Origin of the sequence: Tenacibaculum pacificus (assembly GCF_027941775.1) — a bacterium.
Taxonomy (GTDB): domain Bacteria; phylum Bacteroidota; class Bacteroidia; order Flavobacteriales; family Flavobacteriaceae; genus Polaribacter; species Polaribacter pacificus_A.
Genome location: NZ_CP115917.1, coordinates 1,595,790 through 1,613,608, shown reverse-complemented (window position 1 = coordinate 1,613,608; position 17,819 = coordinate 1,595,790). Strand labels below are relative to the sequence as shown.

At 29.7% G+C, this 17,819-nt stretch carries 12 protein-coding genes and 1 pseudogene; 10 read left to right on the top strand and 3 right to left on the bottom strand.

What is annotated here, in order from left to right; genetic code table 11:
- Positions 1-53 precede the first annotated feature (53 nt).
- Positions 54-992 (top strand): methylenetetrahydrofolate reductase [NAD(P)H], encoded by a 939-nt coding sequence (gene metF / locus PG913_RS07185; protein WP_271232149.1) that lies wholly within the window; start codon positions 54-56, stop codon positions 990-992.
- A gap of 12 nt (positions 993-1,004) precedes the next feature.
- Here the strand turns inward: metF and PG913_RS07180 are convergent.
- Positions 1,005-2,568, bottom strand: a pseudogene (locus PG913_RS07180) (hypothetical protein).
- Positions 2,569-2,700: 132 nt separating this feature from the next.
- Here PG913_RS07180 and PG913_RS07175 point away from each other — a divergent pair.
- From PG913_RS07175 to ilvA, 9 genes are all read left to right on the top strand, one after another.
- Entirely contained in the window at positions 2,701-3,876 is a 1,176-nt protein-coding gene (locus tag PG913_RS07175; protein WP_271230132.1) for a 2-isopropylmalate synthase, read from the top strand.
- A complete protein-coding gene (leuC, locus tag PG913_RS07170; RefSeq protein ID WP_271230131.1) occupies positions 3,876-5,258 on the top strand; it encodes a 3-isopropylmalate dehydratase large subunit in 1,383 nt (460 codons plus the stop codon). Before PG913_RS07175 ends, leuC begins: the two co-directional genes overlap by 1 nt.
- A gap of 1 nt (position 5,259) precedes the next feature.
- On the top strand, positions 5,260-5,838 hold the full coding sequence (leuD, locus tag PG913_RS07165) for a 3-isopropylmalate dehydratase small subunit (protein WP_271230130.1): 579 nt from the start codon (positions 5,260-5,262) through the stop codon (positions 5,836-5,838).
- 10 nt (positions 5,839-5,848) lie between these two features.
- On the top strand, positions 5,849-6,964 hold the full coding sequence (gene leuB, locus PG913_RS07160) for a 3-isopropylmalate dehydrogenase (RefSeq protein ID WP_271230129.1): 1,116 nt from the start codon (positions 5,849-5,851) through the stop codon (positions 6,962-6,964).
- Positions 6,965-8,114: 1,150 nt separating this feature from the next.
- Positions 8,115-9,794, top strand: a complete 1,680-nt coding sequence (gene ilvD / locus PG913_RS07155) for a dihydroxy-acid dehydratase (RefSeq protein WP_271230128.1) — start codon at positions 8,115-8,117, stop codon at positions 9,792-9,794.
- Between the two features lie 11 nt (positions 9,795-9,805).
- On the top strand, positions 9,806-11,539 hold the full coding sequence (ilvB, locus tag PG913_RS07150) for a biosynthetic-type acetolactate synthase large subunit (protein WP_271230127.1): 1,734 nt from the start codon (positions 9,806-9,808) through the stop codon (positions 11,537-11,539).
- A 2-nt stretch (positions 11,540-11,541) separates the two neighbouring features.
- The gene (gene ilvN / locus PG913_RS07145; protein WP_271230126.1) at positions 11,542-12,066 is read left to right on the top strand and encodes an acetolactate synthase small subunit; all 525 of its coding nucleotides are present in this window, start codon (positions 11,542-11,544) and stop codon (positions 12,064-12,066) included.
- A 28-nt stretch (positions 12,067-12,094) separates the two neighbouring features.
- Entirely contained in the window at positions 12,095-13,600 is a 1,506-nt protein-coding gene (gene ilvC, locus PG913_RS07140) for a ketol-acid reductoisomerase (protein ID WP_271230125.1), read from the top strand.
- 4 nt (positions 13,601-13,604) lie between these two features.
- Positions 13,605-14,867, top strand: coding sequence for a threonine ammonia-lyase IlvA (gene ilvA / locus PG913_RS07135; protein ID WP_271230124.1), 1,263 nt, complete (start codon positions 13,605-13,607; stop codon positions 14,865-14,867).
- Here the strand turns inward: ilvA and PG913_RS07130 are convergent.
- Complete coding sequence (locus tag PG913_RS07130; protein ID WP_271230123.1) at positions 14,864-16,042, bottom strand: aspartate aminotransferase family protein; 1,179 nt, start codon at positions 16,040-16,042, stop codon at positions 14,864-14,866. The two genes, ilvA and PG913_RS07130, sit on opposite strands and share 4 nt — an antisense overlap.
- 12 nt (positions 16,043-16,054) lie before the next feature.
- On the bottom strand, positions 16,055-17,716 hold the full coding sequence (locus tag PG913_RS07125; protein ID WP_271230122.1) for an OstA-like protein: 1,662 nt from the start codon (positions 17,714-17,716) through the stop codon (positions 16,055-16,057).
- Positions 17,717-17,819 lie beyond the last annotated feature (103 nt).

Here is a 17,819-nt window from a genome sequence, read left to right as displayed (position 1 = left end):
GGTATTGTAAAATATTGCATTAAATTATTTAGCCATTTAAAGTAACAGAACATATTAAAAAAGCAAACGGAAAAACATTATTTTCGTTTGAAATTATTCCACCAAAAAAAGGAAATAATATTCAAGATTTATATAATAATATAGATCCGTTAATGGAATTTAATCCACCTTTTATAGATGTTACCACTTCGAGAGAAGAACATTTGTATATTGATAAAGGAAATGGTTTATTAGATAGAAAAATTACCAGAATGCGACCAGGAACGGTTGGTATTTGTGCAGCAATAAAACATAAATATGATGTAGATACTGTTCCGCATGTTTTATGTGGAGGTTTTACTAAAGAAGAAACAGAGTATTTATTGGTTGATTGCCATTATTTAGGTATTCAAAATGTAATGGCTTTGCGAGGAGATGCAATGAGTCATCAAAGGTATTTTGAACCTAGTAAAGGAGGTCATACCTATGCAACAGAGTTAGTATCACAAATTAATGATTTAAATAAAGGTAAGTATTTACATAATGTTGTTGATGCAAGTCATAAAACAGATTTTTGTATAGGTGTTGCTGGGTATCCTGAAAAACATTTAGAATCTCCTTCTTTACAAACAGATTTAAAACGTTTAAAAGAAAAGGTAGATGCAGGAGCTGATTATGTAGTAACTCAAATGTTTTTTGATAATCAAAAATATTTCGAGTTTGTTAACGCTGCAAGAGAAATAGGTATTACAGTACCTATTATTCCAGGAATAAAACCTGTTGCTGTAAAGCGTCATTTACAATTATTACCACAGGTTTTTAAAATTGATTTACCAGAAGCATTTATAAAATCGATAGATGATTGTAAGAATAATAAAGAAGTAAGGCAGATTGGTATTGAATGGTGTATTGAACAATCTAAAGAATTGTTAAATGCAGGTGTACCTTTATTACATTATTATTCTATGGGTAAAAGTGATAATATTAAAGCAATAGCTAAAGCATTATTTTAAAAAAATATCGTTTTATCGTTTATTTTGAATGAGTTTATTTTTTATGATTTCTGAAACAGATTTATTTTCTATTTTAGATTCTAACCATGAAAGAATATCTAAATATAAAAATGCTCTTTTTTCATAAGGATGATTTTCATAAATTTTTAAACGATTATATATGTTTTTAAATTCCTTTTTTATTTGATGAGGGAATACATCACCTAGCGCTTTTATTGACGAAATGAATTCTTTTTGAACCTCTTGAAGATTTTCCATTTTTAATAAAAAGCGGTAGGTGTCTTTAAATTGTAATTCAAAATCATAATCTAAGCCACATTCATAATGTGCAATTAGGCTTAAAATTCTGGCAAAACATTGCAAATCTTCTGCTACATTGAATTTTTTTCGACTTAATAATTTTATTTAAGTAAAAAATACATTCCTTATTTTTATTCATACCAAAGTATAAACTAGCTATTTTATAGTATAAAACTACAATATGATGATTGTCTAATCTGTTTCTATAGGCTTCAATTTTAGTATTGATTGTTGCTACTAAATATTCTCCTTCATCAAAACTTCCTTCTAAAAAATGAAAATGCAGTTTATTTGCGTAGTAATATTGAAAAATAAGAATTTCGGTATTGCTATTTATTGGGATTAAATTATTTTCAATTTCTTTTTCAAAAAAAGTAAGTTCCTCTTTAAATTTAGAAAAGTGTTTTATGAAAAATAAACTTTCTAATAAATAGTTTTTTCCTTTCAGATAAAAAACAGGATGAATAGCAATATTTTTAGAATTATTTTTAAATAAATCTACCCATTTATTAGCGTATTTATAGCTCTGAAGAAAATCTTGAGTTAAAAAACTATGCCATAAATTAGCTTTATATAACCATAATTTTTCTCTAAAACCTAAACGATCATATTGATAATTGGGTAATTTAGATTCAAAATAAGAGTTTACTTTTTTAAGTTCAGTATCATTTCTTACATAGCCTGTTTTTAATAAAGTACCATATAATTGTAGCGATAAATTAGAAAGTTTACTCGCAATTACATTTTGTTGGCTTAACTCTTTAGCTTGAATAGTTAATTCATCAGCTCTGGTACTAATACTTCTAGTTATATATTGACTTTCAATAACTTTTTCAAGTTCAACAATTTCATAAGCTATATTTTTTTCTTCATTATCAATAGCTGTATTTTTAGCTTTATCTAATAGTTTTAAGCTTTGTTTATATAATCCTTTTTGATATAAAATAGTCGCAAAATCTAATAATTCTCGTATCTGAATTCGAATATTTTTATGAGCAGGATTCATACGTAAGCTAATTAATATTTGCTTATATAAGTGCGCTTTTAAGTTAGATAATTGCTGCTTACTTACAATACCACTTTTTATAATTGTTTTTTCATCGTACTTTTTTTGTTTATCTAAAAACTTAAAAAGAGATAAAAATTTAGCATCATTATTCCCATCTAAACGACCAACATAAAGATTAAACTGACGTTTTTCAGACTTAGATAAAGACTTTATTAAAACAAATAGCATATCGTTTTGTTGGTTGGATGGTGTAATGATTTTATACATAAGTTATTGTTTTTTAGTTGTTTGCATTGTTGTTGTGTAGCTTAAATATCGTAACTAATAAGTTGATAAGTTGTTTTTTAAAAAATCTAATATATAAATTTGAGTTAATTAAAGGTAAATAAATTAATAGAGATGCAAAACGATAAAGTCCAAATTTTTGATACAACACTTCGTGATGGAGAGCAAGTGCCTGGATGCAAGCTAGACACAACACAAAAACTAATTATTGCAGAAAGACTTGATTTTTTAGGCGTTGATGTTATAGAGGCGGGTTTTCCAGTTTCTAGCCCTGGAGATTTTGCTTCAGTAAATGAAATTGCTAAAATTGTTAAAAATGCAACTGTTTGTGGATTAACAAGAGCTGTAAAAAAAGATATTGAAGTTGCAGCAGAAGCTTTAAAATATGCTGTTAAACCTCGAATTCATACAGGAATTGGTACTAGTGATTCTCATATTAGATATAAATTTAATTCATCGCAAGATGAGGTAATCAGAAGAGGTAAGGAAGCTGTTTCTTATGCTAAAAATTTTGTTGATGATGTTGAGTTTTACGCAGAAGATGCTGGTAGAACAGATAATGTTTTCTTAGCTAGAGTTTGTGAAGAAATGATAAAATCGGGAGCAACAGTTTTAAATATTCCTGATACAACAGGATATTGTTTACCTGATGAATATGGAGCAAAAATTAAGTATTTAAAAGAAAATGTAAAAGGAATTGAAAATGTAATCATATCTTGTCATTGTCATAATGATTTAGGAATGGCAACAGCAAATTCGATTGCAGGTGTAATTAATGGTGCAAGACAAATAGAATGTACAATTAATGGAATAGGTGAACGTGCAGGAAATACAGCATTAGAAGAAGTTGTTATGGTGTTAAAACAGCATCCATATTTAAACTTACAAACCGATATTAATACAAAATTATTATACGATACAAGTATGATGGTTCGTGAAAGTATGGGAATGCCTGTGCAACCTAATAAAGCAATTGTTGGAGCAAATGCATTTGCACACAGTTCAGGAATACATCAAGATGGGGTTATTAAAAATCGTGAAACTTACGAAATAATGAATCCATTAGATGTTGGTGTTACAGAAAGTGCAATCCTTTTAACTGCTAGGAGTGGTAGAGCTGCATTAGCTTATAGAGCTAAAAATATAGGTTATGAATTAACCAAAATACAATTAGATTCTGCATATCAGTTATTTTTAAATGTAGCAGATAAACAAAAAGAAGTAATTGATGAAGATCTTCATGTAATTATGGAACAAGTAAATAAAATATCAAAAATAATAATTGCATAATGGGAAAAACATTATTTGATAAAGTATGGGATGCCCATGTGGTAGATTCAATTGAAAACGGACCACAAGTTTTATATATAGATAAACATTTAATTCATGAGGTTACAAGTCCACAGGCTTTTAATGAATTGAAAGAACGTGGTATTTCAGTAGCGCGTCCTGATAAAATTGTTGCAACGGCAGATCATAACACGCCAACTGTAAATCAACATTTACCTATTAAAGATGATTTATCTAGAAATCAATTAGAGCAATTAACAAAAAATTGTAAAGAAAATAATATTACTTTATACGAATTAGGGCACGAAAATAACGGAATTGTACACGTTATAGCACCTGAACTAGGAATTACGCAACCAGGTATGACTATGGTTTGTGGAGATTCTCATACATCAACTCACGGAGCTTTTGGAACAATCGCTTTTGGTATTGGTACAAGTCAGGTTGCACAGGTGTTTGCAAGTCAATGTTTATTGCTTCAAAAACCTAAAAGTTTACGTGTTTCTGTTAATGGAAAATTAAGAAATGGCGTTTTACCTAAAGATGTTATACTTTATATTATCGCTCAATTAGGAACGAATTCAGGTACAGGTTATTTTTGTGAATACGCAGGAAATGTATTTGAAGAAATGTCTATGGAAGGTCGTATGACGGTTTGTAACATGAGTATTGAAATGGGAGCAAGAGGAGGAATGATTGCACCAGATCAAACTACTTTTGATTATGTAGAAGGAAAAGAATTTGCTCCAAAAGGAGTTGATTTTGATAAGAAAGTAGCTTACTGGAAAACATTACCATCAGATGCTGATGCTACCTTTGACCAAGAATATACTTTCAATGCCGAAGATATTGAGCCAATGCTTACTTTTGGAACAAACCCTGGGATGGGAATTAAAATTTCAGAAAATATTCCAGAAGATAATGACGTTTCTTTAGAAAAGTCATTATCTTACATGAACTTTCAAAAAGGTGAGAGTTTAATTGATAAGAAAATAAACTATGTGTTTATAGGTAGTTGTACTAATTCTAGAATTGAAGATTTTAGAGAAGTAGCAAATTACGTAAAAGGAAAACAGAAAGCACAAAATGTAAATGCGTGGTTAGTTCCAGGGTCTCAAAAAGTTGCAAAACAAATTGAGGAAGAAGGATTAAAAACAGTTTTTGAAGCTGCAGGTTTTCAATTACGTCAGCCAGGTTGTTCAGCTTGTTTAGCTATGAATGATGATAAGATACCAGAAGGAGAATACTGTGTGTCTACATCTAACAGAAATTTTGAAGGACGTCAAGGACAAGGATCTAGAACTATTTTAGCAAGTCCTTTAATGGCAGCAGCAACAGCAGTAGAAGGAAAAATTATTGATGTCACAAAACAGTTAAATTAAGATGGAAAAGTTTGTAAAATTAATTGATACCGCGGTTCCATTAATAACCGAAAATGTAGATACCGATCAAATTATACCAGCACGTTTTTTAAAAGCTACCGATAAAAAAGGTTTTGGAGATAATGTTTTTAGAGATTGGCGTTTTAATAAAGATGGAAGTGTAAACGAAGATTTTGTTTTAAATAATAAAAGTTTTAAAGGAAGTATTTTAGTTGCTGGAGATAATTTTGGATGTGGTTCTAGTAGAGAACACGCAGCTTGGGCTTTAGCTGGTTACGGATTTAAAGTTGTTGTTAGTAGTTTTTTTGCTGATATTTTTAAAGGAAATGCACTTAATAATGGTATTTTACCAATACAAGTATCCGAAGAATATTTAAAAAAATTATTAAAGAAAGTTACAGAAGAACCAAATACTATTGTTACTGTTGATTTAGAAAATCAAGAAATTATAACAGCTGTAGGTACTAGTAGTTTTGAAATTAATCCATATAAAAAAGTTTGTATGATTAATGGTTATGATGACATCGATTTCTTAGTAAGTAAAAAAGATAAAATAGAAGCTTTTGAAGCTTCATTATAAAATATAAAAAATGAAATTTAATATAGCTGTAATTCCAGGAGACGGTATTGGACCAGAAGTAACTGCACAAGCTCAAAAAGTTTTAAAAGCAGTGGCAAATGTGTATGATCATACCTTTATATTTAATGAAGCATTGATGGGTGCTTGTGCTATTGATAAAACAGGTAACCCGTTACCAGATGAAACAATTGCTATTTGTAGAAAAAGTGATGCTATTTTATTTGGAGCTATCGGAGATCCTAAATATGATAATGATCCTACGGCAACAGTTCGTCCAGAACAAGGTTTATTAAAGTTAAGAAAAGAATTAGGTCTTTTCTGTAACGAACGCCCTGTAAAAGCATATCAGCAATTAATTGAAAATTCTCCTTTGAAAAAAGAAATTATTCAAGGAACTGATATTACTATTTATAGAGAGTTAACTGGAGGTATTTACTTTGGAACAAAAGAACTTAGTGAAGATAAGCAAGTAGCTTCAGATGGTTGTACTTATTCTGTAATAGAAATAGAACGTATTGCGCATTTAGCTTTTAAAGCAGCACAAAATAGAAGAAAAAAATTAACATTGGTTGATAAAGCAAATGTGTTAGAAACTTCAAGATTGTGGCGTAAAACAGTAACAGTTTTAGCAAAACAATATCCTGATGTTGCTCTTGATTTTATTTTTGTAGATAATGCAGCAATGCAATTAATTTTAAATCCAAAGCAGTTTGATGTAATTTTAACTGAAAACTTATTTGGAGATATTTTATCTGATGAAGCAAGTGTAATCGGTGGTTCTATTGGTTTATTAGCATCTTCATCTATCGGAAAAGAAAATGGATTATTTGAGCCTATTCATGGTTCATTTCCACAAGCAAAAGGAAAAGATATTGCTAATCCATTAGCAGCTATTTTATCTGCAGCAATGTTATTAAAACATTTAGGTTTACACGAAGAAGCTTTTACTATAGAAGCTGCTGTTGAAAAATCATTAGAATTAGGAATAACTACTGAAGATATTAATTCTGATAAGAATTTTGGAACACGTAAAGTAGGAGATTTTATTGCTGATTATATTTATAATAAAGAAGATAGTAATATTAATTTTCAAAATATTCATACGGGACAGAGTACTATTATATAGTTGTTAATTTAATATATAAAATACCGTGCTATTTAGTACGGTTTTTTTTAGATAAAGATTTATTAAAATTAATAAAGATAGGAAGATAATAGCTAAGTTTAAATCTGGAATTGCAGAAGCACTAGCATTTTTAGTAACTAAGTTTTTGTAAATTTAATTTTTGAAATATACAGATTCTGTCCTAGTTTTAGTTTCGTTTTTTTATCGCAAATTATGCGGGAAATAAAATTTACATACATTAAAAAGATAATTTAACGAATTTTACTTGAAACGAAAAATCGATATCAAAAAAAATATTACATAAAGCGAAAAGTGAAGGAGAAAGTACAGATTATAAATTTAAATAATTAAATGTAAGAAGTTTCATAAAAAATACTCATATTTGCTTAATCAAATGAAAAAACAAATTTTAAATATTATTTCTATTATTGTTATTGTGATTATTTCACAATGATAAGGAAGTGTATTTTATAATTATAAATAAAAAAGCTTCCTGTTTAGGAAGCTTTTTTATGATAAAAAGTTTTATTTTACGATGTTTCATTTCATTAAATTGAAAAAAATGTATTGAAATTGTAAGATAATTTGTGATTCTAGATATCTGTTTAATTTATGTAAAAAAAGAGCTTATTATTACTCCTTAAATTAAGAATATCATAAAACATAGAATTATGCATTTTGTTTTAAATATTTCAATTTAGTTAAGATAGTTTAATAAAAAACACTGATATTTGCAGAATCAAATGAAAAAACAAATTTTAAATATTATTTCTATTATTGTCCTTGTGGTTATTTCGCATAGGTAGGAAGCGTATTTTATAATTATAAATTAAAAAAGCTTCCTAAATTTTTAGGAAGCTTTTTTTTATAAGAATTTTAATTATTGAATAGGGTAGAAATAAAACTTTAAGTCATTGTTTTTTAATTGTTTACGTCTTTTATTTGCATATTAGATATCGTTAAATAGGTTCATGAATAATAACTGTTATAACACAATAAAATAATTTTGAATATATAAGTGTTTTAAATATTAATAATAATTAATTGAAAAATCAATTTTTAGTAGTTTTAAAAAAGAATAAATGATATATCAATTAATAAAATTATATAAATAAAAAGCACAATTAGATTAAAAAGAAAAGAACTTAAAATGAAATTAAACAAACACAGTAGCAGGTTAACACAAGACGAATCTCAACCAGCATCACAAGCGATGTTGTATGCAGTCGGTTTAACTGATGAAGACATGAGCAAAGCCCAAATAGGTATTGCAAGTACAGGTTATGACGGAAATCCGTGTAACATGCATTTAAATAATTTGGCTGCCGAAGTAAAAATTGAAACAAAAATTGCTGGTTTAGTTGGTTTAGGTTTTAATACAATTGGTGTTTCTGATGGTATTTCTATGGGAACATCAGGTATGAATTATTCTTTAGCTTCTAGAGATATTATTGCTGATTCAATAGAAACAGTAATGAATGCACAAAGTTATGATGCATTAGTATCTGTAGTTGGTTGTGATAAAAATATGCCAGGAGCAGTAATAGCAATGTTACGTTTAAATCGTCCATCTATTATGATGTACGGAGGAACAATTGCTTCAGGAAATTATAAAGGAAGAAAATTAAATATCGTTTCGGCATTTGAGGCTTTAGGTCAGAAAGTAGCAGGAGAGATAGAAGAAGAAGAGTATAGAGAGATTATCAAAAGAGCAATTCCTGGTGCAGGTGCATGTGGTGGTATGTACACTGCAAACACAATGGCTTCTGCAATAGAATGTATGGGGTTTGCATTACCTTATAACTCATCGATACCTGCTGAAAATCCTAATAAATTATCTGAAGCAGAAAGAACAGCTTTAGCTATTAGAAATTTATTAGAGTTAGATTTAAAGCCTTTAGATATTATATCTAAAAAATCATTAGAAAATGCTATTGCAATAGTTAACGCTTTAGGAGGATCTACAAATGCAGTGTTACACTTTATAGCAATTGCACACGCTGCAGATATTGAGTTTACTTTAGATGATATTCAAAAAGTAAGTGATAGAACGCCATTAATTGCTGATTTAAAACCATCAGGAAAATATTTAATGGAAGATGTTCACTCGATAGGAGGAACACCTGCTGTTATGAAATATTTACTAGATAATGGATATTTACATGGTGACTGTTTAACTGTTACTGGAAAAACATTAGCTGAGAATTTAGCAAATGTTGAAGCAATGGAGTTTGAAGAGCAAGATGTAATTCATCCAACAGATAAAGCTTTAAAATCATCTGGGAATATTCAGATAATTTATGGAAACTTAGCTACAGAAGGAGCTGTTGCTAAAATTTCAGGAAATGAAGGATTACTTTTCGAAGGGAAAGCAGTTGTTTATGATGGAGAACAAGCAGCAAATACAGGTATCTCTAACGGAGAAGTTGAAAGAGGTGATGTTGTAGTTATTAGATATGTTGGACCAAGAGGAGGACCTGGTATGCCAGAAATGTTAAAACCAACTTCATTAATTATGGGAGCAGGTTTAGGAAAATCTGTAGCATTAATTACTGATGGTCGTTTTTCAGGAGGAACTCACGGTTTTGTAGTAGGACATATTACACCTGAAGCTCAATCAGGAGGAACAATAGGTATACTTGAAACAGGAGATAAAATTAGAATTAGTGCTGAAGACAACTCTATAAACGTATTACTTTCTGATGAAGAATTAGCAGAAAGAAAATCGAAATGGGTTGCTCCAGAATTAAAGCATAAAAAAGGGATTTTATATAAATATGCAAAAACTGTTGCATCAGCATCTAAAGGATGTGTAACTGATGGAATTTAATACCAAAATTTATGACAACAAAAACTCAAACACAATCTAACGGAGCTTCTAAGCAAAAATTGCATATTTCTGGTGCAGAAGCTGTAGTAAAATGCTTACTTGAAGAAGGAGCAGATTTAATTTACGGATATCCTGGTGGAGCAATTATGCCAGTTTATGATGAATTATATAAGTACGAAGATAAAATAAACCATGTATTAACGCGTCATGAACAAGGGGCAACACATGCAGCACAAGGTTTTGCCAGAGCAACTGGTAAGGTTGGTGTAGCAATTGCAACTTCAGGACCTGGAGCTACAAATTTAATTACAGGTATTGCTGATGCTCAAATAGATTCTACACCATTGGTTTGTATTACAGGTCAAGTAGCATCTCATTTATTAGGTTCTGATGCTTTTCAAGAAACTGATATTGTTGGAATATCAACACCAGTAACAAAGTGGAACTATCAAATAACAAAAGCTTCTGAAATTCCAGAAATTTTTGCAAAAGCATTTTACATTGCAAAATCAGGAAGACCAGGACCAGTTTTAATTGATATCACAAAAGATGCTCAGTTTGAAATGTTCGATTTTGAATATGAAAAATGCACATCTGTACGTAGTTATAAAGCGAAACCTGATGTTTCTTTAGATAAAGTAAAAGAAGCAGCCGAGTTAATAAATAGTGCTAAGAAACCAATGATTGTTTTTGGTCAAGGTGTTATTTTAGGACAAGCAGAAGAGGAGTTTAAAGCTTTTATTGAAAAAGCAAATATTCCATCAGCTTGGACAATTTTAGGTTTATCAGCATTACCAACAGCACATGAGTTAAATGTAGGTATGGTTGGTATGCATGGTAATTATGCACCAAATGTTTTAACAAATCAGTGTGATTTGTTAATTGCAGTAGGTATGCGTTTTGACGACCGTGTAACAGGTGATTTAAATAGATATGCTAAGCAAGCTAAAGTTATTCATTTTGAAATAGACCCAGCTGAAATTGATAAAAATGTAAAGGCTGATGTTGCTGTTTTAGGTGATGTTAAACAAACTTTGGCAGATATTTTACCTTTAATCAATAAAAATTCACGTGAAGCTTGGTTAAACGAGTTTGCTGAGTTAGATAAAATAGAGTACGAAAAAGTACAAAAAGAAGACTTATACCCAACTAAAGATGGATTAACAATGGCTGAGGTTTTAAAAGAAATTAATATAGCTTCTGGTGGTGATGCTATTATTGTTTCTGATGTTGGTCAGCATCAAATGTTTGCTTGTCGTTATGCAAAGTTTAACAAAACTAAAAGTAACATTACTTCAGGTGGTTTAGGTACAATGGGGTTTGCTTTACCAGCTTCAATTGGAGCTAAAATGGGAATGCCAGACCGAGAAGTAGTTATGATTGCTGGTGATGGTGGTTACCAAATGAATATTCAAGAATTAGGTACTATTTTACAAACCAAAGCAGCTGTAAAAATAGTGGTACTTAATAACGAGTTTTTAGGTATGGTACGTCAGTGGCAACAATTGTTTTTTGATAGAAGATATGCTTCAACTGAAATGACTAATCCTGATTTTGTAGCTATAGCAAAAGGATATAGTATAGATGCTAAAAAAGTAACTAAAAGAGAAGATTTAGCAAGTAGTGTTAAAGAAATGATGGATTCTAAAGATGCATACTTTTTAGAAGTTTGTGTTGAAAAAGAAAACAATGTATTTCCAATGATACCAACAGGAGCATCAGTTTCAGATATAAGATTAGAATAATTATGGAAAATAGACAAACATATACTGTTTCAATTTATACCGAAAATAAACTAGGTATATTGAATAGAATTTCAGGGATTTTTTTAAGAAGACATATTAATATTGAAAGCATGAATATTTCTAAATCAGAAATAAAAAGTGTTTCAAGATTTACATTACTTGTAAAAGTAACTGAAGAACAGATTAAAAAAATTATAGGTCAAATAGAAAAGCAAGTCGAGGTAATAAAAGCATATTATCATACAGATGAAGATACTATATACCAAGAATCTTGTTTATTTAAGTTAAGTTCTCAATCATTAATAGCTAATGATGAAATTCAAACTATAATTAATAGTAGTAAATCGAGAATTATAAATATAAATAAAGACTTTTTTGTACTTGAAAAATCAGGAACTAAAGAAGAAATAGAAGAATTATACCACACTTTAGATAAACATGGTATAATGCAATTTGTTAGATCAGGACGAATTGCAATTACTAAAGACGAAATGAAAATTTCAACATTATTATTAGAAAACAACTAACAAACAACAATAACAACATACTAAAAAGATGGCAACAAATTATTTTAATACATTATCATTAGCAGGAAAGTTAGAGCAACTAGCAAAATGTAGATTCATGGACGCTTCAGAATTTTCTGAAGGAGTTAGCGCTTTAAAAGGTAAAAAAGTAGTTATTATTGGTTGTGGAGCACAAGGTTTAAACCAAGGTTTAAATATGAGAGATTCTGGTTTAGATGTTTCTTATGCTTTACGTGGTGCTGCAATTGAAGAAAAAAGAGCTTCTTTTAAAAATGCATCTGAAAATAATTTTAATGTTGATACTTTTGAAGCATTAATTCCTACGGCTGATTTAGTTTTAAACTTAACGCCAGATAAACAACATACAAGAGTTGTTAATACAGTAATGCCTTTAATGAAAAAAGGAGCTACATTATCTTATTCTCACGGTTTTAACATCGTAGAAGAAGGAATGCAAATTCGTGAAGATTTAACTGTAATTATGGTTGCGCCTAAGTGCCCTGGTACTGAGGTTAGAGAAGAATATAAAAGAGGTTTTGGTGTGCCAACATTAATTGCTGTACACCCAGAAAATGATCCTGAAAATAAAGGATGGGCACAAGCAAAAGCATATGCAGTTGCAACTGGTGGCCATAAAGCAGGAGTATTACAATCTTCATTTGTTGCAGAAGTTAAGTCTGACTTAATGGGAGAGCAAACTATTTTATGTGGTTTATTACAAACCGGATCTATCTTATCTTTTGAAAGAATGGTAGAAGAAGGAATTGAGCCAGCATATGCATCTAAATTAATCCAATACGGATGGGAAGTAATTACCGAAGCTTTAAAGCATGGAGGTATTACAAATATGATGGATCGTTTATCGAACCCAGCTAAAATTAAAGCTTTTGAAATTTCAGAAGAATTAAAAACTATTTTAGCTCCATTATTTGAGAAACATATGGATGATATTATGTCAGGTCATTTCTCAACAACAATGATGGAAGATTGGGCTAATGATGATGTTAACTTATTATCTTGGAGAGCAGCAACAGGAGAAACTTCTTTTGAAAAAACAGCAGCTACTTCAGAAGAAATTAGTGATCAAGAGTACTTTGATAACGGAGTATTAATGGTTGCTTTTGTAAGAGCTGGTGTAGAATTAGCTTACGATAACATGGTAGCAGCAGGAATTAAAGAAGAATCTGCTTATTACGAATCATTACATGAATTACCTTTAATTGCTAACACTGTAGCAAGAAAGAAATTATTTGAAATGAACCGTATTATTTCTGATACAGCTGAATACGGATGTTATTTATTTGATCATGCAGCTAAACCAATGTTAGTTGATTTAACTAAAAAAGTTGATACTTCTATTATCGGTAAAGCTTTTGGTACAGGATCTAACGAAGTAGATAATTTAGAATTAATTGCTGTAAATAACGCTATTCAAAATCACCCAATTGAAGCTATTGGTAAAACATTAAGAACTTCAATGACGGCAATGAAAGTAATTGAGCAAGATCAAAAAGAAGAAGTAGTTTTCCATTAGAAATATGCAAATAAAAACCACATATTCACCAACAATAAAAGCAATAGAGGAGGCTGTAGCTACACTGAAAGGTGTAGCTATAGAAACTCCGCTATTAAGAAATTATATTTATTCAGAAAAATTTGATGCAAATATCTTTTTAAAAAGAGAAGACTTACAACAAGTTAGATCTTATAAAATTAGAGGAGCATATAATAAAATTAGCTCGATTACTGAAGAACAACGCCGTAATGGAATTGTTTGTGCAAGTGCAGGTAATCATGCTCAGGGAGTTGCTTTTGCTTGTAAGAAGTTAAAAATTCATGGTACTATTGTAATGCCAGCACCTACACCAAAACAAAAAGTAGAACAAGTTAAAATGTTTGGTGGAGATTATGTTGATATTAAATTATCTGGTGATACTTTTGATGATGCTTATACTTTTGCAAAAAATATATGTGATACATTAGGTAAAACATTTGTACATCCTTTTGATGATAAAAAAATTATAGAAGGACAAGCAACAGTTGGTTTAGAAATAATTAAGCAATCAGAAGAAACTATAGATTACGTATTTGTACCTGTAGGTGGAGGAGGATTAGCCTCTGGAGTATCAAGTGTTTTTAAATTATTATCACCAAATACAAAAGTAATAGGTGTAGAGCCAGAAGGTGCTGCGTCTATGAAAACTTCTATTTCTAAAAATAAAAATGTAAAACTAGCTAAAATTGATAAGTTTATTGATGGAGCTGCTGTACAACAAGTAGGACATTTAACTTTTGATATATGTAAAGAAAATTTACACGATATGATTACAGTTCCAGAAGGAAAAGTATGTCAAACTATTTTAGATTTGTATAATAGAGAAGCGATTGTTGTAGAGCCTGCAGGGGCTTTAACGATAACTGCTTTAGATTTTTTTGCTGATGAAATTAAAGGTAAAAATGTTGTTTGCGTAATTAGTGGAAGTAATAATGATATTACAAGAACTGCCGAAATTAAAGAACGTGCATTATTGTATGGTCAATTAAAGCATTATTTTATTATTCGTTTTCCACAACGAGCAGGTGCGTTAAAAGAATTTGTTATAGATGTTTTAGGTGAGAATGATGACATTACTTACTTTGAATATTCTAAGAAAACAAGTAGAGAAAACGGACCCGCTGTAGTAGGTATTGAACTTGTAAAAAGTGAAGATTTAGCTCCTTTAATAGCTAGAATGAAGTCACTTAATTTTTACGGTGAATATTTAAATGATAAACCTAATTTGTTTGAATTTTTAATTTAAAGATTATTAAATTCATTTATAATAAGAGCACATCCTTCATTAATTTCTTCATCTGAAATTGTTAATGGAGGTGTGATTCTTATAGCACTTCCTTCAAAAAGTAACCAAAATAAAATCAAGCCTTTATCCAAACAGTTAAGAATTATTTTTGAAGCTATTTCAGGAGAATCAACAATTAAAGCAAGCATTAAACCTCTTCCTCGTATTTCTTTAATCGCTTTTTGATTTTTAAAATTATTTCTAATAAGCTTTTCTTTTCTTATAGTTTCTTCAATAATATTTGTTGTTGTAATTTCTGTTACAGTTGCTAATCCTGCACTAGCAATTATTGGATGCCCACCAAAAGTAGTAATATGACCTAATTTAGGATTTTCTTTTAAACAGCTCATTACATCAAAAGAAGCAATAAAAGCGCCAATAGGCATTCCTCCGCCTAAACCTTTTCCTGTTATGATGATATCAGGAGTCATATTATAGTTTTCAAACCCCCAAAATTTTCCAGTACGTCCAACACCTGTTTGAATTTCATCTAAAATTAACAATGCTCCAACTTCTTCACAACGTTTTTTTACTTTGGATAAATAATTATTTTTAGGTTCGATAAAACCAGCGCCACCTTGAATAGTTTCTAAAATAACACCTGCTGTTTTTGTAGTGATTTTTTCTAAATCTATTTCATTATTAAATTCAATAAATTTAACACCAGGAATTAAAGGACGAAAAGCACGATTTTGTTCCTCAGCGCCACAAACGCTCATAGCCCCTTGTGTATTTCCGTGATATCCATTTTTTGCAGCAATAATTTCAGCTCTATCAGTAAAACGTTTGGCTAATTTTAAAGCTCCTTCGGTAGCTTCAGTACCTGAATTGACTAAATAAACAGCAGATAAATTTTCAGGAAGTGTATTTGCTAAAGCTTTACATAATTCTAGCTGTGGTTTTTGAATAAACTCGCCATAAACCATAACATGTGTATAATTATCTAGCTGTTTTTTTATAGCTTCAGTAACTTTTGGGTGATTATGTCCAAGGCTGTTTGCAGAAACTCCTGCTACAAAATCTAACATTTTTTTACCTTTACTATCGTAAATATAGCTACCACTAGCATGAGAAATTTCAATAGCTAAAGGGTGTGGTGTGGTCTGTCCTTGGTATTTTAAAAAATCGTTTTTCACTTTATATATATTTTATCTTTCTCCGCCTTTAGGGTTTCTTTTTCTTGAATTTGTGTTTTTTTCAGATCTTCCAGTTCTCTTTTTTAAGCTTTCTTTTAGATATTTTTTTCTTACTTTCTTTACAGCTGCATCATTTTTTTTGATAGGAGGAAGGCTTCTAACTTTATCTTTTTTGAAAATATCTTCAACAGTTAAAGGTTGCTCATCGCTTCTCCAAATAAAACCTTTGAATTTTTTTTCTTCGGAAGGAAATTCAGAAGGAGGAAATGTTTTTCCTTCGGATTGTTTAAAATATTTTGTTTCTGTAATATTATTTTTAACTAAGGTAAACTCGATATCACTGGCAATTTCTTTTGTAACAGTCTCCATTTTCTTAGAATCTTCATTTCTATTATAATATAAAGATTCTGCATTTCCTTTAACAAGCATGGTTCTTAAATCATTATTTTCGAACTTACCATAAATATTTCTTCCTTTAATTTGATTAAAATCATCTTCGGATAAAGAATCTTTTTGAATCATAAAGGCATTTTTTAATATTTTTAAAGAATCAAGTTTACTGGTTTTTTTATCTGTCAATATTTGAATGCTATCACCTGTAATTTGATTTTCCCCCGACCATAAAATAGGATTTTTAAACATTCTAGTAAGTCCTGTAGTTTGGCTTGTATGAATAGAATCACATTTTCCTTGTAAATCGGTTTTAAAAATTTTCACATTGTTAAAAATTCGAACAATTCTTTTATCTGTTTTACCTGTTAATAAAATTTTATCACCAGCAACATACATTGAATCTTTATCAAGCAAGGTAATAGCAACAGCTCTATTAATAATAAAAAGAGAATCTTTCTTTTCGTATAATTCGGCATAATTACCTTTGGTAATCATTTTTTGAAGTGTATCAATTACTTTGATATTTTTTGTTGCAGAAGCGAAACCTTGGCGTTTATCATAATATAAACTATCAGCAGAAATGGTGCGTTCTTTTAAAAATAACTTGGCATTTTTTACAAAATAAGCTACATCAGTATTTGTATTGTAAAAACCTTTTTCACAATAAACTTTTGTACTATCTTTTAAATTAGTGATGGTACTTGGTCCGTATAAATAGGCTAAATTTGAGTTTGTATAATAATCTAAATGATTGGATTCTAAGTTACTTTCAGGATTAACAACTGTTACTTTTGATTTTGCAGTAAATTTTTTATCCTTCAAAAAATAAGAACCTCTAATACTTTTTAGTACATTTTTTTTATCACGAATAGTTCCTCCGTTAGGGTAATATAGAACTTGTTCTTTTCTATCAAAATGAAGTGTATCAGTACTAAGCTTCATTTCTTTATCATTAATTTCAACATTTCCCCAAGAGGTGGCTTTTTTAGTATTACCGTTATAAATAGTAAAATCACTGTATTGAATAATACTATCTCCTTGCTCAATAACAACCTCACCTAAGGCTTTAAATATGTTTTCTTTTTGATAAAGTAATGCCCTTTTACAATCTAAAGTAGCACCTTCATGCTCCATTTTTACGTTACCTATAAGTATGGTTGCGCCAGGATATTTTTCTTCATCAGCAGTACTTAACTGCGTAGAAAGTATTTTAATTTTTTTTGATTGAGAAAAACTTCCGATTGATAGTAGTAAAAAACTTAAAAGAAATAACTTTTTCAAATTGATAATGTTTAGCTAGCAAAAATAATGAAAAGAATGGGCTATCTTTCTTAATAAATCAATAAAATTATCCGAAGAAAAACAAAGTATGCGTCTATTTAAA

Coding starts and splice junctions, on each gene's coding strand:
- PG913_RS07175 (WP_271230132.1), top strand. CDS start 2,701: ATGCAAAACGATAAAGTCCAAATTTTTGATACAACACTTCGTGATGGA.
- leuC (WP_271230131.1), top strand. CDS start 3,876: ATGGGAAAAACATTATTTGATAAAGTATGGGATGCCCATGTGGTAGAT.
- leuD (WP_271230130.1), top strand. CDS start 5,260: ATGGAAAAGTTTGTAAAATTAATTGATACCGCGGTTCCATTAATAACC.
- leuB (WP_271230129.1), top strand. CDS start 5,849: ATGAAATTTAATATAGCTGTAATTCCAGGAGACGGTATTGGACCAGAA.
- ilvD (WP_271230128.1), top strand. CDS start 8,115: ATGAAATTAAACAAACACAGTAGCAGGTTAACACAAGACGAATCTCAA.
- ilvB (WP_271230127.1), top strand. CDS start 9,806: ATGACAACAAAAACTCAAACACAATCTAACGGAGCTTCTAAGCAAAAA.
- ilvN (WP_271230126.1), top strand. CDS start 11,542: ATGGAAAATAGACAAACATATACTGTTTCAATTTATACCGAAAATAAA.
- ilvC (WP_271230125.1), top strand. CDS start 12,095: ATGGCAACAAATTATTTTAATACATTATCATTAGCAGGAAAGTTAGAG.
- ilvA (WP_271230124.1), top strand. CDS start 13,605: ATGCAAATAAAAACCACATATTCACCAACAATAAAAGCAATAGAGGAG.